The sequence below is a fragment of the Rhodococcus ruber NBRC 15591 genome (assembly GCF_001894945.1).
In the GTDB taxonomy this organism is placed as follows: Bacteria; Actinomycetota; Actinomycetes; order Mycobacteriales; family Mycobacteriaceae; genus Rhodococcus; species Rhodococcus ruber.
Genome location: NZ_BCXE01000005.1, coordinates 23,915 through 45,422 on the forward strand (window position 1 = coordinate 23,915; position 21,508 = coordinate 45,422).

Here is a 21,508-nt window from a genome sequence, read left to right on the forward strand (position 1 = left end):
GGACTTCCATGGAACTCGAGATCCTGGGACGGGCGCTGTCCACCCTGCCCGCGGACGACGACCACCCGTACCGCACCGGTCCGTGGCGTCCGCAGCACACCGAGCGTCGCGCCGACGACCTCGAGGTGGTCGGCGACCTGCCGGCCGACCTGGACGGCGTGTACCTGCGTAACACCGAGAACCCGGCGCACCCCGCACTCGAAGGTCTCTACCATCCGTTCGACGGTGACGGCATGGTGCACGTCGTCGGCTTCCGGGACGGAAAGGCCTTCTACCGAAACAGATTCGTGCGGACCGACGGTTTCCTGGCCGAGCAGGAGGCCGGCGGCCCGCTGTGGGCGGGCATCGCCGAACGGCCCCAGAACTCGATCCGCCGGGACGGCTGGGGCGCCCGCGGCCACATGAAGGACGCCTCCAGCACGGACGTCACCGTGCATCGCGGCGTCGCCCTGACCAGTTTCTGGCAGTGCGGGGACCTCTACCGCCTCGACCCGACCACCCTCGAGACCCTGGGCAAGGCGACGTGGGACGGCCGATTCCCCTCCGACTGGGGCGTTTCCGCCCATCCGAAGGCCGACGCCCGCACCGGCGAGTTGCTGTTCTTCAACTACGGCACCGACGCCCCGTACCTGCACTACGGCGTGGTCGACGCCGAGGACCGGCTGGCGCACTACGTCGACATCCCCCTGCCCGGCCCGCGCCTGCCTCACGACATGGCATTCACCGAGAACTACGCGATCCTCAACGACTGTCCCCTGTTCTGGATCCCGGAGGCCCTCGCGCACGGCAAGTACGTACCGCGCTACCACCCCGACCTGCCGATGCGGCTCGGCGTCATACCCCGGCGCGGCCGCCCGGACCAGATCGTCTGGTTCGACGCCGACCCGACCTACGTGCTGCACTGGACCAACGCCTACGAGGACGGCGACGAGATCGTGCTCGAGGGATTCCATCAGGAGACGCCGGAACCGCCGGACGACGGCACCGGAACGCTCTACCGGCGGCTGTTCCGTTCGCTGGCGCTCGACCGCATGGGCACCCACCTGCATCGCTGGCGGTTGAACCTGCGCACCGGTTCGCTCACCGAGGAGCGGCTGTCCGAGTCCGTCACCGAGTTCGGGATGATCAATCCGCATCACGGCGGCATCCGTCACCGCTACACCTACGCCGCGACGGGGGTGCCGGGCTGGTTCCTCTTCGACGGGCTCGTCAAACACGACGTGCAGACCGGAGCAGAGGAGCACTACTCGTTCGGCGAGGGCGTCTTCGGCAGCGAGACGGTGATGGCGCCCCGCACCGGGTCCGCGGGCGAGGACGACGGCTACCTGATCACGATCACCACAGACATGAACCGGGACCGGGCCGGCGACGTCCTGAACCTATGATCATGTGTCGATGGCAGGTTCCGGCACGGTCACCGAACTCGAGCCGGGCGGTGACAACGCGATCGCGGTCACCCTCGGCATCCTCGGCGACGAATGGAACCTGTGGATCCTGCGGTACGCGTTGCAGGGCGACCGCCGCTACCGGGACTGGATCGAGCGGGGGGAGATCTCCAACGCGGTGCTGACTGCGCGGCTGACCCGCCTCACCGACGCGGAACTCTTCGAGCGGGTGCAATACCAGGCGCGGCCGGCCCGGCACGAGTACCGATTGACGGCACGCGGCCACGGCGTGTGGCCGGTCCTGCTCACCATGTGGGCGTGGGAGCAGCAGTGGGCGCCCGACCACAGGGGCCGGCTCCCGGCCCGCCGGCACACGGGCTGCGCCGCCCGGTTCACCCCGGTCCTCGTGTGCGGCCACTGCGACCGTCCCGTCGGCGCACCCGACGTCGAGGCGCAGCTCGGCCCCAGCGGGCAGTGGTCGCGGAGCGTGCCCGCGGCGACCGGGCGCCGCCGGTCCGGCCGCGCTCGCTCGCCCGAGATCCTGCCGCACACGATGGAACTGCTCGGCGACCGGTGGTCGGCGGCACTGCTCGGGGCGGCGTTCCTCGGCGCCACCCGCTACGGGCAGTTCGCCGAGCGCATGGGTGCGCCGCCGGCGGTGGTGGCCGGCCGGCTCCGGCGCTTCACCGAACTCGGCGTGCTCGAGGAACTGCCCAATCCCGCCCGCCCGGCATGGGTGACCTATCACCTGACCGACAAGGGGCGCGCGTTCTTCCCCGTCGTCGCCTGCATGATCGACTGGGGGCTGCGCTGGTTCCGCGCACCGGAGGGACCCGCGATCGTCCTGTGTCACCGCGAGTGCGACCACACCTTCACCCCCGTCCTGACGTGCAGTCACTGCGGGGAGCGGCTGCGGGCCTCCACGGTCTCGATCGAGCCGTCCGGCGGTTGACCCGCCCGTCCGGCGGCTCGATTCGGATTAGGCTCCCACCATGCCCGAATCCGTGATCGCGAAACGGAGCACCGTCGCGGCGCTGCTCCTGGCGGTGCTCCTGGCGCTGACTGCGACGGCCTGCTCGTCGGGCGGTGATCGACCGTCTGCTCCCCAGGATCTGTGTTCCCCGCCCGGAGTCGGCTCGGCGTCCGCGGCACCGGCGAACCTGGACACGTCGGCCGCCGCCGCGGAGGACCGGTACACGACGCCGGACGTGGTGTCCCTGGACTCGGTCGACGTCGCGGGGCTGAACCTCGTCACCCCCGGCGTGCTCACCGTCGGCACGCTCTCCGACGCGCCACCGAGCATCTGCGTGAACTCGAGCGGCGAGTTCACGGGCTACGACAACGAACTGCTGAAGGCTGTCGCGGAGAAGCTCGGGCTGCGTGTGCAGTTCGTGGGCACCGAGTTCGCAGGCCTGCTCGCCCAGGTGGCCGGCCGGCGCTTCGACGTCGGCTCGTCGTCGATCACCACCACCGACGAACGGCGCCAGTTGGTCGGCTTCACCAACGGATACGACTTCGGGTACTTCTCGCTGGTCGTGCAGAACGGCAGCCCGATCCGCGGGTTCGGCGACCTGAACGCCGCCACGCGCATCGGGGTCGTGCAGGGCACCGTGCAGGACGACTACGTCGTCAACACCCTCGGCCTCGATCCGGTGAAGTTCCCGGACTACAACACCGCCTACGCGAACCTGAAGACCGGCCAGATCGACGCGTGGGTGGCACCGTCGCAGCAGGCCGAGGGCGCCATCGCCCCCGGCGATCCCACGTCGATCGTGCAGAACACCTTCAGCCTCAACAACTTCGTCGGCTGGGCCGTCGCGAGGGAGAACCAGCCGCTGATCGACGCCCTGAACTCCGGGCTCGACGCGGTGATCGCCGACGGCACCTGGGCCGAGCTGTACACCCGATGGGTGCCCCGGGAACTGCCCGAGGGCTGGAAGCCCGGCAGCAGGGCCGCGCCGGAACCGGACCTACCGGACTTCGCGGCGCTGGCCGCCGAGAACGCCGGCGAGGAACCGGGGGCGACGGCACCGAAATCCACGCTCGAGCAGCTGCGCGAGACGTTCTTCTCCTGGGAGCTGTACCGGCACGCCTTCCCCGATCTGTTGAAGACCGGGTTGCCCAACACCCTGATCCTCGCCGTCACGTCGGGCGTCGCCGGGACGATCCTCGGGATGTTGCTCGCCATGGCCGGGATCTCCCGCACCCGCTGGCTGCGCTGGCCCGCCCGCGTCTACACCGACATCTTCCGGGGGCTGCCCGCCGTCGTGATCATCCTCCTCGTCGGCCTCGGCGCCGGACCGGTGGTGCAGGGCCTGACGGGCAACAACCCGTACTGGCTCGGCGCCGCTGCCCTGGCGCTGCTCGCGGCCGCCTACATCGGGGAGATCTTCCGGTCGGGCATCCAGTCGGTCGAACCGGGGCAGATGGAGGCTGCCCGCGCCCTGGGCTTCAGTTACCGCCGGGCGCTGACGCTGGTGGTGATCCCCCAGGGGGTGCGACGCGTGCTGCCCGCGCTGATGAACCAGTTCATCTCGCTCATCAAGGACTCGTCGCTCATCTACTTCCTCGGCCTGCTGGCCACCCAGCGGGAACTGTTCGCCGTCGGCCGCGACCTGAACGCCCAGACCGGCAATCTCTCCCCGCTCGTCGCGGCGGGCCTGTTCTACCTGATCCTCACGGTGCCGTTGACGCACCTCGTGAACTACATCGACCACCGCCTGCGCACCGGCCGGCCCGAGGCCACCCTCGACCCGCTCGAACAGGAACTCGTCGTGGAGAGGGGCTGACCGATGCCGACCACCGTCCCCGAGAGTGTGTCCCTCACCGGGACCGGGCTGCACCTGGCCTTCGGAACCAACCGGGTGCTGCGCGGGGTCGACATCCACGTCGACGCCGGGAAGACCGTCACCGTGGTCGGCCCGTCCGGTTCGGGCAAGTCGACCCTGCTGCGCGTGCTCAACCGGCTGCACGAACCCGACGCCGGCGACATCCTCCTCGACGACCGCTCGGTGCTGAAGGACAACCCCGACGAGCTGCGGCAGCGGATCGGGATGGTGTTCCAGCACTTCAACCTCTTCCCGCACAAGACGGTGGCCGAGAACATCGCGCTCGGCCCCCACAAGCTCAAGGGGCTGTCGAAGGAACGGGCCCGCGCGCTCGCCCTCGAACAGCTCGACCTGGTCGGGCTGAAACACAAGGCCGACTCCCGTCCCGGCAACCTGTCCGGCGGGCAGCAGCAGCGCGTCGCGATCGCCCGCGCCCTCGCGATGGCCCCGCAGGTGATGTTCTTCGACGAGGCCACCTCGGCGCTCGATCCGGAACTCGTCAAGGGGGTGCTCGCCCTCATGGCCGACCTCGCCTCGGGCGGCATGACGATGGTGGTCGTCACCCACGAGATGGGTTTCGCCCGCTCGGTGTCGGACACCGTGGTGTTCATGGACCACGGCGCGGTAGTCGAGACCGGCCCACCCGAGGAACTGTTCGACGCCCCGAAAACCGAGCGCCTGCAACAGTTCCTGTCGCAGGTCCTGTAGGCCGCTCCGCGGCCGGTGTGTCCTTTGGGCGGCTGGGGCAGCCCAAAGGGCACACCGGACGTTCACCTCGTCTTTCCCTTCGCCTGGTTTCGGTCTCCTACGGTGCCCGCGTTGAACCGATTCGACGAGGGAGTACCTGTGAGTCCGAAGCCCCTGCCGCTGATCGTCACGCACCACGGCAAATCGTCACGCGCCGCCGTCACCTGCCGCTACAAGTGCGGCAACGCGTGTTCCCACGCCGTGCCCAACACCTCCGGGGGCGAGTACTTCGGTGACGTCGTGCGCACCGCCATGAGCCGGCGCGGCGTGCTGCGCGGCGGCGCGATGGCGGTGCTCGCGGTCGGTGCGGGCGGTGTGCTCGCCGCGTGTGCCGACGACGCGGGCAGCACCGGCGGCGCCACGACGTCGGGCCCGGCGGACCTCGGCCCCGCGCCCACCGGCACCGACTTCACCGCCGTCGTCCCGAACACCGACGACGTCGTGACCGTTCCCGAGGGCTACGACCAGTCCGTCGTCATCCGGTGGGGTGACCCGGTGCTGCCGGATGCGCCCGCCTTCGACATCGGCAACCAGACCGCGGCCGCGCAGGAGAAGCAGTTCGGCTACAACAACGACTTCGCGGGGCTGCTGCCCGTCGACGGCGTGCCGAACACCTACCTGCTGGTGGTCAACCACGAGTACACGTCCGAGCCCTTCATGTTCGCCGGCTACGATCCCGACAACCCCACCGAGGAGCAGGTGCGCATCGGATGGGCCAATCACGGGCTGTCCGTCGTGCAGGTCAAGGGTGAGGCCGGATCCGGTCGTCTCACACCCGAATTCGGCCCGCACAACCGGCGTATCACCGGTCTGACCGAGTTCGTTCTCACCGGTCCCGCCGCGGGCAGCGACCTGGTCAAGACCGCCGCCGACCCGACCGGCACCCGCGTGCTCGGCACCCTGAACAACTGCGCCGGCGGTCTCACCCCGTGGGGCACGGTGCTCTCCGGCGAGGAGAACTTCAACCAGTACTTCGCCAACGCCGAGAACGTCACCGACCCCGTCGCCGCCGAGCGACTGGCACGCTACGGCCTCGAGGGCGGCGCGTCGGAACGCCTGTGGGAGCGCTTCGACCCGCGTTTCGACATCGTCGCCACCCCCAACGAGGTCAACCGGTTCGGGTGGGTCGTCGAGGTGAACCCGTGGGACGCGACGTCCGTGCCGGTCAAGCACACCGCCCTCGGACGGTTCAAGCACGAGGCCGCGACGATCCACGTCACGGGCGACGGCACCGTCGTCTCCTACAGCGGCGACGACGAACGCTTCGACTACATGTACAAGTTCGTCTCCTCCCGCAAGATGCAGCCCGGCACGTCGCAGGCGGCGATGCGGCACAACATGACGCTGCTCGACGCCGGCACCCTGTACGTGGCCAAGCTGACCGGTGAATCACCGGACGAGATCGACGGCAGCGGCGCGCTTCCCGCTTCCGGCACGTTCACCGGCACGGGAGAGTGGATTCCCCTGCTGCGCACCGCCGAGGACGGCCGCGGCGAGTCCCTGGTCGACGGCATGACCGCCGAGGAGGTCGCGGTGTTCACCCGTCTGGCCGGGGACAAGGTCGGGGCCACCAAGATGGACCGGCCGGAGGACTTCGAGCCGAACCCCGTCACCGGCAAGGTCTACGTCGCGTTGACCAACAACACCAAGCGCGGCGAGGACGGCAAGGCCGCCGCCGACGTCGCGAACCCCCGCAACAACAACAAGAACGGGCAGGTGCTCGAGATCGACGACGACCACGCCGGCACGTCGTTCACGTGGAGCCTGCTGCTGGTCTGCGGCGATCCGGAGGCCGCCGACACGTACTTCGGTGGTTTCGACAAGGCGCAGGTCAGCCCGATCTCGTGCCCGGACAATCTCGCCTTCGATCCGCACGGCAATCTCTGGATCTCCACCGACGGCAACGCCCTGAAGTCCAACGACGGGCTGTTCAGCGTCGCGCTCGACGGCCCGCGCCGCGGGGAGACCAAGCAGTTCCTCACCGTGCCCGTCGGTGCGGAGACGTGCGGTCCGATCGTGCAGGAGAACCGCGTCGTCGTGTGTGTGCAGCACCCGGGCGAGACCGACGACGCCACGTGGGACGCCCCGTCGTCGCACTGGCCCGACGGCGGCACCTCGCAGCCGCGCCCGGCCGTCGTCGCGGCCTGGAAGTCCGACGGCCTGATCGGCGCCTGACCCCGTGCGCGCTTCTGGTAGCAGCCGCTACCAGAAGCGCGCACGGGTGCCGTCAGGCGCCCAGGCGGCGGGCGAGGTCGATCAGGTCGTCGGCGATCACGTCCCAGTCCTGTTCCGCGCGCAGGTCCGTGGTCTGGGCCGGGCCGTGCTCGGTGGGTCGCGCGAAGAACGCGGTCCTCAGGCCGCAGGACCGCGCGGCCGCCAGGTCCTCGTTGTGGGCGGCGCACATGCACACCTCGCCCGGCTCCAGGCCCAGGATGTCGGCCGTGCGCAGATACGCCTCGGGCATGGGCTTGTAGGCTCGCGCGACCTCGGCACCGAGGACGGCGTCCCAGGGCAGGCCCGCCCGTTTGGCGATGTCCACCATCATGCCGATGTTGCCGTTCGACAACGGGGCGACGACGAAACGCTGCTTCAGCCGGGTCAGTCCCTCGACGGCGTCGGGCCAGGGATCGAGCCGGTGCCAGGCGAGATTGAGCCGATCGAGATCGGTCCCCGGCACGGCGGCCGGATCGATGCCGACCGTACGCAGCGCCGCGTCCAGGTTCTCTCGGTGCAGCACGTCCAGCCGCACGAACGGCCGGGTGCCCGCTCGCACCGCCTGCATCGCCGGCTGGTAGCGAGCCCGCCAGGCGTCGGCGAAGACGACCGGGTCGATCGACTCGTCGTAGCGGGCCAGCAGGGGCGCCGCCTCCCGCGCGATGCTGGTGCGCCAGTCCACCACCGTGCCGAACACGTCGAAGACCAGTGCCTTCACCCCGGAGATGCTCATACGCCGCATCCTCCCAGCACCGCCGGGCCGGTGCACGTCAACCAGCACCGCCGGGCCGGTGCACGTCATCCAGCACCGCCGGGCCGGTGCGCGTCAGCGCAGCACCGCCGCCCCGAGGAACTCGCACGCCTGCAGCGCCAGCGCGATGTCCAGCTTGTCGTGCACCGCGGGTGCCCCGGTCGGGTCGCCGAGCGCCTTGTTGATCCGGTACTTGACGGTGTTGCGGTGCAGGTTCAGCCGTTCGGCGGTGTGCAGGTGGCTCTCACCGGTGGCGAAGTAGGTGCCGAGGGTGACCCGCAGCATCGCGGCCTGTTCGGTGTCGTCGGCGAGCGGACCGAGGATCTCGCCCACCCATGCCCGCGCGGCGTCGAGGTTGCGGGCGAGCAGCGACACCACCGCGACGCCCCGATCCCCGAAGCCGACGACCCGCCGGGTGCACGTGGTCTGCGCCACCGCAATCGAATACGCGGCCTCGGCCTGCTCGTGCGAGCGCCGGAAGCCGGCCAGGCCGGAACCGGGCAGGCCCACCGCGAGACGGCCGGCCGGATGGGAGCGCACGACGGCGTCGAGCGCCGCCGTGTCGATCACCGGCCGGCGCCGATCGAACGGAAGCCACGCCCACACCGTGCGCCGGTCGATGGCGGTGAGGATCGGCGGGGCGTCCGACCCGAGATGCACCGCCACCGCACGCACCAGCCGGTCCAGCGGATTGATGGCACCGTCCGCGGATTCGACTGTGGTCCAGGCGATCACCCCGACGTGACAGCGGTCGAGCCGGTACCGGGTCTCCGCCTCGAACGCCGCGGCGTCGGTCTCGGATCCGTCGACGAGGCCGTGGATCAGGGCGGAGTGCACGTTGCCGCGCACGGCCGACCACCGGCGACGTTCCTTCTCGTACGCGTCGAACACGTACAGGGTGATCCAGTCGATGTACCGGTAGACCACCGCGGAGATGTACTCGACGACGTCGAGGGTCACCTGCGGCGGCAGGTTCATCGACCGCACCTCGTCGAAGCACAGCCGCATGAGGTCGTTCTGCCCCATGTGGTACGCCCGGACGAGGGAGTGCGACGGCACGTCGCGCTGCGCGAGACGGAGCGCGTATTCCACTGCCGCCGTCGTGGGTTGGAGGTGGTCGGCAGGGATCTCGTTGGTGAGCACGTGGATGATCGTCGCGATGTTGCCGTGCACGCTCGCCTCGAGGAGTTCGACGAGTTGCGGATCCTCGTCGAGGTGGGCGATCTCGCGCGCCATCATCGCGGTCATGGAACGGCTGATCTCCCGTTGGCGGGCGTCGAAGCGGCGCGCGACCTCGGCGACGACGCGCCGGACGTCGTCGACGGCCGACGGTGCACCCGTCGACCGCCCCGAGACCACCGGCTCAGCCACGGCCCGTGCTCCGCAGGTGCCGCAGCGCCGACTCGGCGGCGTTGTAACCGCACATTCCGTGCGCGCCCGCCCCGGGCGGGGTAGAAGCCGAGCACAGGTAGACACCCGGAACCCCGGTGCTGTAGGGGTCCAGTGCAATTCGTGGCCGGAAGACCACCTGCAGGTCGGCGTTGGCACCGCCGACGATGTCCCCGCCGATCTGGTTGGGGTTCTGCCGCGCGAGGTCGGCCGGTGCCGTCGTCGAGGTCGCGACGACGCGGTCCCGGAACCCCGGGGCGAACCGCTCGATCTGCGCGACGATCGCGTCCGTCGCGTCACCGGTGTAGCCGGCCGGGACGTGGGCGTAGGCGTACACCGGGTTCAGGCCGCCCGCCGAGCGGGTCGGGTCGGCGACGTACTGCTGACCGAGCAGCACGAACGGCTTCGCCGGCATGCGGCCCGTCGCGACGTCGCGTTCGGCCCGGGCGATCTCGGCGAACTCGCCGCCGAGGTGGACGGTCCCGGCCCGCCCGCAGTCCGGATCGGTCCAGGGGATCGGGCCGTCGATCGCGAAGTCGACCTTGAAGGCGCCGGGAGCGTGACGGAACTTGCGGTAGGACTTGGCGATCCGCGACGGCACCGCGTCACCGAGGATGTCGAGGGCGGCGCCGGGGGCGACGTCGAGGAGGACGACGTCCGCCGGCGGCAGGTCCGCCGCGCGACGGACCCGGACGCCGGTGTGCACCTTGCCACCGTGCTCGGCGAGCTGGGCGGTCAGTGCGCGCGCGATGGCCGCGGAGCCGCCCTCGGCCACCGGCCACCCGTAGCGGTGGCCCGCGGCGGTGATCATCAGCCCCACGGCGGACGTCGCCGGGCGGTCCAGCCGGTGGTAGGCGTGGGCGGCGACGCCGCCGAACAGGGCCCGTCCCTTCGGCGTGCGGAACCAGCGGGCCGCGGCCGTCGCGGGCAGCAGGGCCCGCGGCCCGAACCCCGCCAGCCGCAGCGGGTGGCGGGGGACGTTCAGCACCGGCCGCATCAGGTCCGCGGCGAGCGCGTCGAACCCGGATGCGAGGTCGGCGAACATCCGCCGCCACCGCGGCCCGTCCGCGCCGAGACCGGCCGCGGTGACGTCGAGGGAGCGGTGCAGCAGGGCGGCCTCACCCCCGTCGAGGGGGTGGGCGCAGTCGATCTCCGGCCACCGCCACCGCAGGCCGTACCGTTCGAGGCCGAGGGTCTGCAGGTAGGGGGAGCCGGCACCCATCGGATGGAAGGCCGAGCAGTGGTCGTGGACCAGGCCGGGGACGGTGAGCTCGCCGGAGCGGGTTCCGCCGCCGATCTCCTCGGCTGCCTCGAGGACCTGGACGTCCACGCCGCGACGGGCGAGGTGGACGGCGGCGGCGAGCCCGTTGGGCCCGCTGCCGACCACGACCGCCGTACTCACGCCTGCACCTCCAGCTGTTCGGCGTCTGTGCGGTCCATTGTCCACTGCACGTCGAACGGGATGGGTCCGTTGGGCAACCAGGGCTGCTCGGCGACGGCGTCGGCCACCCTGTAGGTGCCGCGTTCGATCACGCCGAGGGCCGCGTCGATCACCTTGTACTCCTGGGTGCCCCGGTGGATGGGCTGCGATTCGATCCACGCGACGACGAACTCGCCGGGGGCGAAGTTGCAGCGGCGCTGGATGGCGGCGATGAGGTGCTCGTTGTGCAGGTGACCGTCCCCGAAGTTGAAGGCGACGATCGAGTTGCAGGAGAACTCGGCCTCGCGCAGGTCGTAGGTGTCGATGTCGTCCCCGAGGTGCCGCATCATGAGGGAGAACAGCGCCCGGCCCTGGCTGTGCAGGGACCGCCAGCCGAGCAGCTGGTGCATCACCACGTCCGCGACGTCCTCGGGGTAGGTGGCGAGCAGCTGGGTGCGGGTGTTCTGCGCGCCGCGGACGATGTGCCGGTTCAGCTTCTCCTCCGCGCCCGGCGCGAACGCCCAGGTGGCGGACGCCCAGTTGCCGGCGTACTGCCGCATCGACGGCAGGAACGACACCAGGTCGGGACGCAGATTGCCCAGCACCGGGAAGAAACACAACCCGGCGGCGATCCCCCCGGCCAGCCACAGCGACGACATGTCGGTCACGGCGTAACCGTCCCACGCGGGGAAGCCCCAGAACAGGAAGACCGTGGCGTAGGCGAACAGCAGATTCCATTCCAGCGGCACCGCGAGCGGGAAGGTCGACGCGATGAAGAAGTGGAACGCCACCATCAGCAGCACGGCGAGCAGCGTGAGGGTGCGGTTCGTGGAGAACAGCAGCACGAGCGGCGTGGCGATCTCGACGAGGGTGCCCAGGACGTGCCCGACGCCGCCGGCCAGCACGGACGGGCGCAGATCGTTCGGGAAGCTGCGGTAGTGCGCGCGCTTGATCGTCCTGGACAGCATCCACGGCGTGTTGCTGATCATCGGCGGGATCACCATCGAGAAGTGGTGACCGAACTTCGAGACGCCGGCGCCGACCCAGACGGTGACGATGAGCAGCTTGAGGGCGACGATCATGTCGACGAACGGCAGGAAGGTGAAGAACACCAGCGCGGGCAGGTACTGCTCGCTGCGCGCCGCAATGAAGATCACCTTGTCGCGCAGGCCGATCAGGACGAGCAGCACGACGATCGGTGCCACCACCGCGGGCCGGACCAGTCCGGCGTTGTCGGCGATCACCGCGTCGACCGAGGCGGTGTGGACACCCGGAAGAACGATGGCGGCAAGAAGATTGACGAGCAGGACGGCGTAGAGCGCGACGTCGCCGGCGGTGCGGCGGTCACCGGCCGTGCCCGGCACCTTGCCCGGCCACGGTGGGAGCCGGATCGTGTCCGGCTTCAGCCAGGAATGGAATCCGCCGGTCATCGGCTTGAAGTGCCCGGCGAGCGGGCCCCACGAGCCGCCGACGCCGAGCGCCTCCACCAGCACCGTCCACAGGATCAGCTTCTGGTAGACGATCGGCTGGTTCCACCACGACGCCACGTCGAGCCAGGGCAGGCCCGAGGTCAGCGTCGCGAGGGCGGTGCCGGCGCCGACGTAGAGGACCAGCAGCTTGAGGATGTAGACGGTGTGCACCATCTTCGGGGTGCCGAATCCGTGGTCGACCCAGTGGGTCGACATGGCCCGCAGCCGATCCCGGAACGGGAGCTGACGGAAGGTGGCGGGATCCACTTCCGGGAAGTGGCCGGTCTTGAAACCCATGGGAATTCGCCTTTCGGGTAGGGGCGGCCGCCCCACCGGCCCGGGGCCGGCGAGTCGGAGCGTGTGGTGTCTCGGGGAGCGGTCAGGCGTGCACGGGAGCCCCGTGGCTGCGCCGCAGACCGGGCTTGTCGATCTTGCCGACGGGGTTGCGCGGCAGGTAGTCGACGACGTGTACCTCGGCGGGCACCTTGACCCTCGTCAGCCGCTCGGCGACGTGGGTGAGCAGTTCGGCCCCGGTGACGGTCCGGCCGGGGCAGGTCACGACGTACGCGACGGGGACCTCGCCGTACACCTCGTGCGGCGCGCCGATCACGGCGGACTCGAGGACCGCGGGGTGGGTGGCGAGTGCGTTCTCGATCTCCTTGGGGTACAGGTTCTCCCCGCCGCGGATGATCATGTCCTTGATGCGGTCGACGAGGGTGAGGTAGCCGTCCTCGTCGAGCCGGCCGACGTCGCCGGTGTGCAACCAGCCGTCGACGACGGTGCGGGCGGTCTCCTCGGGCCGGCCGAGATAGCCGCGCATCACGTTGGGGCCCTTGATGAGCACCTCGCCGGTGGCGCCGGGCGGCAGGTGCCGGCCGTCGGGTCCAACGACGGCGATCTGCTGACCGGGCAGCGCGGGGCCGACCGTGCCGAGCTTGCGGGGGCCGTCGACCGGGTTGCACGCCGACGCGCAGGTGCCCTCGGTGAGCCCGTAGCCCTCGACGACGACGAGCCCGAAGCGCTGCTCGACGCGGTCGAGGAGTTCCTTCGAGATCGGGGCCGCGCCGCAGATCGCGAAGCGCAGCGACGAGGTGTCCACCGGGGTGTCCTGCGGCTGGGAGACCAGCAGGGCGTAGATGGTGGGCACGGCCGAGAAGTACGTCGGTCGCAGCCGGGCCACGTCGCCGAAGAAGCGGTCCGGGGAGAACCGGCCGGTGATGCTGAGCTGAGCACCGGCCAGCAGGGGCGCGAGGAAGCTGACCGCGATCGCGTTGACGTGGAACAGCGGCAGGATCAGCAGGCAGTGGTCGGTCTCGGTCAGCCGCAGGTGCGTGCGGAAGGAGTCCGCCATGAACTGCAGGTTCGCGTGGGTGAGCTGCACGCCCTTCGGGCGGCCCGTGGAGCCGGAGGTGTAGATCAGCAGGGCGGTGTCGTCGGGTTCCGGGTCGGCGCCGGCCGCCCATCCGGCGGGAGCGGCGACGGCCATGTCGTCCACGTGGATCACCGGTCGGCCGCCCGACGGGGCGCCGGCGCCGGCGTTCACGACGAGTGCGGCTCCGGCGTCGTCGATCTGGTACCCGGCCTCGCTCGCGGTGAACGCCGGATTGACGGGGGTGGCCGTCGCGCGCAGCCGCCACGCCGCCATGAGGGCGACGAGCAGTTCGGCCCGGTTGGGCAGCATCACCGCGACGACGTCACCCGCTGCGATGCCGTGCTGCTGGAGCTGCGCCGCGAAACCGTCGACTCTGCGGGCGAATTCGGCGTAGGTGAGCTGCCGGTTGTCGTCCCGCACGCAGGGCCGGTCCGATTCGCGGTGCCACACCAGGTATTCGATCGTCACTACCGTCGGTCCTCTCGTTTTCGGCTGACCACGACGGTAGTGACGGGGATCACGTCCCGGCTACGGCCTCGCGGGCTCGAGTTCCGGCCGGGTGTTGTCCTCCGAGCACAAACACCGCGCCGCCGGCTGCGGAAGGCAGCCGGCGGCGCGGAGCGGATCGTCAGGGGGCCGGATCGCCCGAGGCGGCGGGCTGCGGCGCCGCCGCGACGTGCATCGCCCGGGCCAGTGCCGCCTCCTCGGGCGCAGCGGTCCGTGCGGCACCACGCCGGCGCAGGTACCGGGTCTTGAGGTGGTACGCGGCGACGATGACGGCGAGCGCGATCAGCGACTGCACCAGTTCGGCGCGGGCGCCGGTGAACCACATGCCGACGAGGATCGCGACGATGACGGCCGTGACGACGACGGGCAGGACGGGGTAGAGCCACACCCGGAACTGCAGGATCTCGGGCGACGTGCGTTCCCAGCGGCGGCGCAGCACCAGTTCGGACAGGCAGATCATGATGTACACGAACAGGCAGATCGCACCGGACGACGTGACCAGGTACAGGAAGATGGTGTCGGGCCAGACGTAGGCGGCGACGATGCACACGTATCCGACGAACGTGCACGACAGCACGCCCTTCAGCGGGACACCGCGGGAGTTGACGGCCGTCATCCAGGCGGGGGCGTCGCGGTGGGCACCGAGCACGAACAGCATGCGCGACGCGGTGTAGAGCCCCGAGTTCAGGCACGAGAGCACGGCGACCAGCACCACGAAGTTGAGGATCTCGGCCGCGCCGGGGATACCCAGGACCTCGAGGGCGGACACGAACGGGGATTCGCCGACGACGTAGCTGTCCCACGGCAGCATGGTGACGAGCAGGAACGTCGCGCCGACGAAGAACGCGAGGATCCGGAACACGACGGTACTGGTGGCGCGGCGGATCGCCGCGGCCGGCTCCTTCGACTCCGCCGCGGCGATCGTGACCAGCTCGGCTCCCGTCATCGAGAAGATGACGGCGACCACTCCGACCAGGACAGGGGTGAAGCCGTTCGGCAGGAAGCCGCCGTGGGCGGTCAGGTTTACGAACGACAGGTCGGCCCCCGGCCAGACGCCCAGCACGTAGAGACCGGCCAGGACGAGGAACGCGATGATCACCGCGACCTTGATTCCGGCGAACCAGTACTCGGCCTCACCGAAGTTGCCGACCGACAACAGGTTCACCACGGTCATGATCAACAGCAGGCCGGCCGCCATCAGCCACAACGGAACACCGGGGAGCCAGCGGCCGAGCAGGGTGGCCCCGACCACGGCCTCGATTCCGACGACGACCACCCAGAAGTACCAGAACAGCCAGCCGGTGGCGAAGCCCGCCCAGTTGCCCATAGCGTCGCGGGCGTACTCGGTGAACGAGCCGGTGCAGGGCTTGGCGACGGCCATCTCCCCGAGCATGCGCATGACCAGGAAGACGATGAGTCCGCAGATCAGGCAGGTGAGGATCGCGCCGGGGCCGGCCTGGCCGATGATCGCGCTGATGCCCACGAAGAATCCCGCGCCGATCACCCCGCCCATGGACAGCATGGTGAGATGACGCCTCTTCAGCGCGTGACCCAGGGTGTCGGACCTTTCGGCCGGTGAATCGGTGTGCACGGCACTCCCTTCGAGACCTGGTGTGCGGCGCCGTGGGGTGCCGGTTCCGGCGTCCCGGCGGCGCTGTCGCTCGGATGGGAGAACCCTACGACCGCGATGTGACCCACGACATGTCCGTGATGTACACAATCGTGAGTCACACCCGCCGTCGGGGCGATTGTCCGTCGGATTCAGACCGGTTGCGCCTCGTCCGGCGCCGCCTCGGGTGCCTGCGACGTTTCGGGCTTCTGCGACGTTTCGGGTCCCTGCGGCGTTTCGGGTCCCTGCGCCGCCTCGGGTTCCGAGGGCGCACGATCCGTCGGGGTGAGCAGCACGTAGCTGCCCGCGGCCAGCAGCACCGTCACCACCGGGGCGAGCTGCGCCCACGTCGTGCTGACCTCCTGCACGGTGAGCACGATGCCCGCGACGGAGGAGATCAGCCACGCCAGCGCCCCGCCGGACGCGGTACGGGGCATGATGCGCCCCCGATCGCGCAGCACGTAGACCACCGCGATCGCCACCCACGCGGTGATGAGCACGCCCTGCCAGGCGAGGGCCTGCAGCAGGTATCCCAGCACGTCGGTGAGCATGAGCAGGTAGGCGAGCACCGCGGTGACCACCACCCACACCGGCCGGGGCACGTCGAGGCGCAGTGCCCGGTGGACGAACACCTGCAGGTTGGTGGAGGCGAGGTAGAAGTTGGCCGAGTTGATGCGGGTCTGGGACACGATGATCAGCAGCACGCCGGCGAAGCCGAGGGAGCCGACGACCGCCTCCACCACGCCGGTCTCGGTTCCGGCGATGTCCCAGGCGCCGAGGAGGTAGAGGCCGACGAGTCCGTTGACGCCGAAGGTCAGCGCGTAGAACACCCAGCCGAAGGTGACGGTGCCGTGGAAGCCGGCGTCGGCGCGGCGACCGAGCCGCGCGTAGTCGAAGGTGTACATCATCAGCACCCAGACGCCCATGTAGACGAGGTAGGCGGTGAGCCAGCCCGGAAGCGGACCCGAGGCCACCGTGGCGGTGAGCCACCCGGTGGGGTAACCCTGCTGCACGGTCGCAGCCACCACGACGGCGACCATGCCGACGAGGTAGAACGGCAGCAGGATCCCGTTGAGCTTGTCGAGCCATGCGGCCACGCCCCCGATCACCACCGGGATCATGTACACCGTGCACAGCAGGTACCACAGCCGGATGTCGCCGCCGAAGTACTCCTGCAGCGCCACCGCGACGATGGAGCCTTCGAAGACCCCGTAGTAGAGCGCGGTGGCCGCGAACAGCGCCGGGGCGAGCAGCGAGCCGACGGCGCCGAACATGCGCCGGGACAGCAGCTCGACGGACAGGCCGGTGTGGATCGCATAGCGGGAGAGCAGCAGATTGACGACGCCGAAGGTGGCGATGGAGGCGGCCATCCCGGCGAGGGTGGCCGGTACCCCGACCGCGCCGGCCGAGGCGACCGCGATGTAGAGCCAGAACATGGCGCTGAACATGGCCCACCAGGCCATCGTCAGCGACCAGCGGGACAGCCGGCCGGATTCGGGCACGCGATCGCGGTCCACGGGGGATTCGGGGGCGGAGTCGGTGAGGTGATCGGACATGGGGGTCGCCTCTCGAGGGGAGGGAATCCGAACCGGCGCAGGGGCGCTCGACCGCCCGCGGCACGGGAGGTTCGGCAAGGGGAGTCTTCGGGGAGGGGAGAGTCTTCGGGGAGGGGAGAGCGGGAAACCTCAGGCGGGGCAGCGGGATCGCTGCCCCGCCTCACGCGTCAGGACCAGTGCGCGACGGAGCGGGTCCGCAGCAGGTCGCGGAACTGGGCGGTGGTGGTGGGCAGCAGCGCGCCGGTGCCCCAGTCGACGATCACGCCGTAACGGCGCACGAGGTCGAGCATGGACAGCTCCCCGCTGCGGTAGCGGGCGGCGACGGCTTCGGGGTCCTCGCCGAGCCAGCCCTCGCGCGATGCACGGATCTCCGTGCGGAGCCGATCGGTGGCGTCGTCGTCGAGCTCGTAGCGGTCGATCTCGGGGTCCACCGGCACGACGACGACGCCGTAGTCCAGGGCAGCGCGCTCGACGGAAACGTAGCCGTCGATCACGTCCTCGAGCACGGCCTCCGGGTCCCGCTGCAGCGGATCCCCGTACCCCCCACCGCCCGCCGACGGCCGCTCGAACGAATCCCCGGACCGGACCGGCACATTCGAGAACACGGACCCCAGGAAGCGCTCCTCGGGAGTGCCGCGGTTGAGCCAGACGCCGTGCGGGATGGACGGCAGACCACCCTCGATGCCCCACGTGACCGAGCGGGAACGGTCACAGCAGTACGACATCACGCTGTTGTCGCTGTCGGTGAGGACGCCGCCCTTGGACAGGCCGCACCCACCGCGGTATTCGCCGGGCCCACCGGAATCGGTGATGATGGCATGCTCGGTGGTGAGCACGGGCGTAAGGCGTTCCTGCCCCTCGCAGGGCTGCACGGCCAGACCGATGCCGAACACCGGTGCGGTGGCGCTCGATCCGTCCTTCGAGCTGCGGCCTCCCCAGCCGCCGGCCATCCAGTCGTACCACATGAAGAACGGCCGCTCCTCGGTGCGGGCGTCGCGCCCGCCGACGAGCAGGTACTCGAGGTTGAACGAGCAGGCGATGGCCCGGGAGGGCACGACCTTCGACCACAGTTCGAAGATCGCGTTCATGATCTTCTCGTAGGGGCCGGAGCAGAACCCGGTCACCGCGTGCGGCCAGCCGGCGTTGACGACGGTGCCTTCCGGCCCGAGGTCGGTGTGAATCGCGTTGTACAGGCCCGAGTTCAGCGGCACGTCGGGGAAGAAGGACTTGGTGCCCGCCACGATTCCGGAGAAGGCGGTGCCGTAGCCGCTGTTGAGGAAGCTGGCGACGGCGGGCGCACTGCCGGTCAGGTCGTAGCTGAGCTGGTCGCCCTCGATCGTCATGGTGACGCGGATCGGGACGAGGCCCTCGGGACGCGCCGGATCGGAGTCGAGGTAGTCCTCGGTGGTCCAGGTGCCGTCCGGCAGGTCGGCGACCCGGCTGCGCACGATGCGCTCGACGTAGTCCTGGACCTCGCGCATCGCATCGGTGACGGTGCCGCGACCGTATTTGTCTACCAGCCGGTGGATTTCGCGTTCACACACGCCCGTCGCCTCGGCCTGGGCGTGCAGGTCGCCCATGCTGATCTCCGGCGACCGGGTGTTCGCGACGAGCAGTTTCGCGACGTCGGCGAGGAAGCGGCCCTCGTGCCACACCCGCACCGGGGTGATCCGCAGGCCCTCACCGAAGTGCTCGGTGGCGGTCACGTCGAACGAGCCGGGGACGCTGCCGCCGATGTCGGCCCAGTGTCCCTTGTTCTGCGCGAAGGCGATGAGGACCCCGTCCGCGAAGATGGGCCGGATGAAGCTGACGTCGTTGAGGTGGGTGCCGCCCCTGTAGGGGTCGTTGACCATGAAGATGTCGCCGGGGTTGATGTCGGAGCCGAATTCCTCCAGCACGGCCTTGCACTGGAAGTGGAGGGTGCCGACGTGGACGGCGATGTCCTGGCTGCCCTGCATCACGGTGTTGCCCTCGGCGTCGCAGAGCGCGGAAGAGAAGTCCCGCGAGTAGATGACGAACGAGTAGCAGGTGCGCAGGATCTGCTCGGACATCAGGTCGACCGACGTGGCGAACGCGTTCTTGAGGACCTCGAACGTGACCGGATCGAGGGTGGGGGAGGTGGTGGTCATCAGGACTCCTGGATGTCGATGCGGATGTTCGCCCACTCGTCGATGGTGGCGGTGGTCCCCGGGGGGACGACGGTGGTGGAGTCGAGCTGGGTGATCACGGCAGGGCCGGGGATGCGCGTACCGAACTCCAGGGTGTCGCGGTCGAAGACGGGTGTGTCGAGCCGTCCGTGCGCCTCGTCGAAGTAGACGCTGCGCCGTTCCACTGGCACCGGCTCCGCGGTGGTGGGTTCGGAGGTGCGGGGGAAGTTCGGCTTCGGTGTGGTACCCACCGCGCGCAGGCCGATCTGGTAGATCTCCACAGGCGTGTCGTCGCGCCGGAACGAGTAGTCCCGCTCGTGCTCCTCGTGGAATCGTTCGACGGCCTCCGCGAGGAAGCCGGGACCGCTGCCGGCGGTGACGGTGAGCGACCGCCACTGTCCCGCGTAGCGCATGCTGATGTGACGGTCGAGGACCATCCGTTCGGGTGCGACCCCCTCGTGGCGCAGACGCTGCGTGCCCTCCTGCTCGAGGCGCAGGAACTCGCGTTCGAGTGCGGTCGTGTCGATCTCGTCGACGCGGCCCTGGAACATCGCCGACAGGTCGTGGCGGATGTCGACGAGCAGGCAGCCCTGCGCCGAGGTGATGCCCGGATGGGGCGGCACCACGACGGTGGGAATGGACAGTTCCTTCGCGAGGGCCGCGCCGTGCAGGGCGCCCGCGCCGCCGCAGACGACGAGGACGAAGTCACGTGGATCGTAGCCCCGGCGAATCGACAACAGCCGCACCGCATCCGCCATGTTCGCGTTGGCCACCTGGATGATGTTGCTCGCCGCCGTGTCGGCGTCGAGACCCAGCGGTCCGGCCACGCTCTGCTTGATCGCGTTCTCCGCGGCCGCCACGTCCAGGGTGAGTCCGCCGCCGATGAGGGCGGTGCCCAGGCGGCCGAGCAGCACGTTCGCGTCGGTGTTGGTCGGCTCGGTGCCGCCGCGCAGGTAGCAGGCCGGGCCGGGGGAGGCGCCGGCGGACTGCGGCCCGTTGCGCAGCGAGCCAGCCTCGTCGAGCCAGGCCAGGGAGCCGCCGCCCGCCCCGATGGTGAGCACCTCGATGCTGGGGAAGGAGATGGGGAAGCCGTACTCGACCTGCCACTGCTTGGTGGTGCGGACCTCACCGTCGTAGACGAGCGAGATGTCGGTGCTGGTGCCGCCCATGTCCAGGCCGATCGCGTTGGGGTATCCGCAGCGGGTCGCGATGTCCGCGACGGCGATCGCGCCGGCGGCGATGCCCGAGGCGGCCAGCCGGACGGGGTACTTCTCCACCATCGCGGGGGTCATGGAACCGCCGCCGGAATGGAGCAGGAGCAGGTCGCCGTCGTACCCGTCGGTGCGCAACTGCGCTTCGAGCCGGTTGACGTATCCGCTGACCAGCGGGGCGAGCACGGCGTTGGCGACGGTGGTGGAGGCGCGGTCGTACTCGAAGATCTCGGGGAGGATCTCGCTCGACGTCGAGACGGTGACGTCGGGCAGCTCGGCCTCGAGCAGGGCCCGTACACGCTGCTCGTGAGCGCTGTTGACGTAGCTGTTGATCAGGCACACCGCGACGGTCTTGATGTCCTTGCGGCGCAGGATCCGGGCGATCTCGCGGACCTCGGTTTCGTCGAGCGGGGTGACGACCTCGCCGGCGTAGTCGATGCGTTCGGTGACCTCGTACCGGTCACGGCGGCGGATGTAGGGGGTGCCGACGTCGACGTACGTGTCCCACAGCTCGTCCTTGGTGCCGTCGCGGATCTCGAGCACGTCGCGGAACCCGCGGGTGGTGACCAGGGCGGCGGGCGGGAAGTTGCGGGTGATGAGCGCGTTGGTCGCGACGGTGGTGCCGTGGGAGAACAGGGTCACCTCGGTCAGGTCGATGCCCGCGGTGCGCACACCGTCGACCACGGCGCGCATGGGGTCGTCGGGGGTCGAGGGGACCTTCGCGATGCGGGTGGTCGATGCGCTCTCGTCGAAGATGCACACGTCCGTGAAAGTGCCGCCGACGTCCACGGCGACGCGCAGGTGGGGGTTGCGAGATGTGATCATCGTCATACTCCTGAATCGGGTGGACTCAGTATTCGGCCTGGTCGACGCCTCATCAATTGGAGAAAGTGAATCGAGTTC

Annotated in this window: 14 protein-coding genes; 5 read left to right on the forward strand and 9 right to left on the reverse strand. The window is 70.0% G+C overall.

The genetic code is table 11. The features are described 5' to 3' along the window. Positions 1–8: 8 nt before the first annotated feature. From RR3_RS05075 to RR3_RS05095, 5 genes are all read left to right on the forward strand, one after another. The gene (locus RR3_RS05075) at positions 9–1,385 is read left to right on the forward strand and encodes a carotenoid oxygenase family protein (RefSeq protein ID WP_234420139.1); all 1,377 of its coding nucleotides are present in this window, start codon (positions 9–11) and stop codon (positions 1,383–1,385) included. Positions 1,386–1,395: 10 nt separating this feature from the next. After that, complete coding sequence (locus RR3_RS05080) at positions 1,396–2,337, forward strand: winged helix-turn-helix transcriptional regulator (RefSeq protein ID WP_172603522.1); 942 nt, start codon at positions 1,396–1,398, stop codon at positions 2,335–2,337. Between the two features lie 40 nt (positions 2,338–2,377). After that, positions 2,378–4,174 (forward strand): ABC transporter substrate-binding protein/permease, encoded by a 1,797-nt coding sequence (locus tag RR3_RS05085; protein ID WP_017681621.1) that lies wholly within the window; start codon positions 2,378–2,380, stop codon positions 4,172–4,174. 3 nt (positions 4,175–4,177) lie between these two features. Continuing rightward, entirely contained in the window at positions 4,178–4,921 is a 744-nt protein-coding gene (locus tag RR3_RS05090; protein WP_010596296.1) for an amino acid ABC transporter ATP-binding protein, read from the forward strand. A gap of 138 nt (positions 4,922–5,059) precedes the next feature. Then, complete coding sequence (locus RR3_RS05095; RefSeq protein ID WP_040272999.1) at positions 5,060–7,135, forward strand: PhoX family protein; 2,076 nt, start codon at positions 5,060–5,062, stop codon at positions 7,133–7,135. A gap of 52 nt (positions 7,136–7,187) precedes the next feature. Here the strand turns inward: RR3_RS05095 and RR3_RS05100 are convergent, their stop codons facing one another. From RR3_RS05100 to RR3_RS05140, 9 genes are all read right to left on the reverse strand, one after another. Next, positions 7,188–7,907 (reverse strand): haloacid dehalogenase type II, encoded by a 720-nt coding sequence (locus RR3_RS05100; RefSeq protein ID WP_059174492.1) that lies wholly within the window; start codon positions 7,905–7,907, stop codon positions 7,188–7,190. A gap of 93 nt (positions 7,908–8,000) precedes the next feature. Continuing rightward, positions 8,001–9,296, reverse strand: a complete 1,296-nt coding sequence (locus tag RR3_RS05105) for a PucR family transcriptional regulator (RefSeq protein ID WP_048771234.1) — start codon at positions 9,294–9,296, stop codon at positions 8,001–8,003. Further along, positions 9,289–10,716: a phytoene desaturase family protein gene (locus RR3_RS05110; protein ID WP_017681618.1), complete on the reverse strand. Its 1,428-nt coding sequence runs from the start codon at positions 10,714–10,716 to the stop codon at positions 9,289–9,291. The genes RR3_RS05105 and RR3_RS05110 overlap by 8 nt, the downstream gene beginning before the upstream one ends. Beyond that, complete coding sequence (locus tag RR3_RS05115; RefSeq protein ID WP_064065931.1) at positions 10,713–12,500, reverse strand: DUF3556 domain-containing protein; 1,788 nt, start codon at positions 12,498–12,500, stop codon at positions 10,713–10,715. The genes RR3_RS05110 and RR3_RS05115 overlap by 4 nt, the downstream gene beginning before the upstream one ends. 82 nt (positions 12,501–12,582) lie before the next feature. Next, positions 12,583–14,043 carry a class I adenylate-forming enzyme family protein gene (locus RR3_RS05120; protein ID WP_010596302.1) on the reverse strand — a complete coding sequence of 487 codons (1,461 nt, stop codon included), beginning with the start codon at positions 14,041–14,043 and terminating at the stop codon, positions 12,583–12,585. A gap of 160 nt (positions 14,044–14,203) precedes the next feature. Continuing rightward, a complete protein-coding gene (locus tag RR3_RS05125; RefSeq protein ID WP_010596303.1) occupies positions 14,204–15,673 on the reverse strand; it encodes an amino acid permease in 1,470 nt (489 codons plus the stop codon). Positions 15,674–15,843: 170 nt separating this feature from the next. Further along, entirely contained in the window at positions 15,844–17,247 is a 1,404-nt protein-coding gene (locus tag RR3_RS05130) for a purine-cytosine permease family protein (protein ID WP_010596304.1), read from the reverse strand. 167 nt (positions 17,248–17,414) lie between these two features. After that, positions 17,415–19,376, reverse strand: coding sequence for a hydantoinase B/oxoprolinase family protein (locus RR3_RS05135; RefSeq protein WP_010596305.1), 1,962 nt, complete (start codon positions 19,374–19,376; stop codon positions 17,415–17,417). After that, positions 19,376–21,436 (reverse strand): hydantoinase/oxoprolinase family protein, encoded by a 2,061-nt coding sequence (locus tag RR3_RS05140; protein WP_064065930.1) that lies wholly within the window; start codon positions 21,434–21,436, stop codon positions 19,376–19,378. Before RR3_RS05140 ends, RR3_RS05135 begins: the two co-directional genes overlap by 1 nt. Between the last annotated feature and the right edge of the window lie 72 nt (positions 21,437–21,508).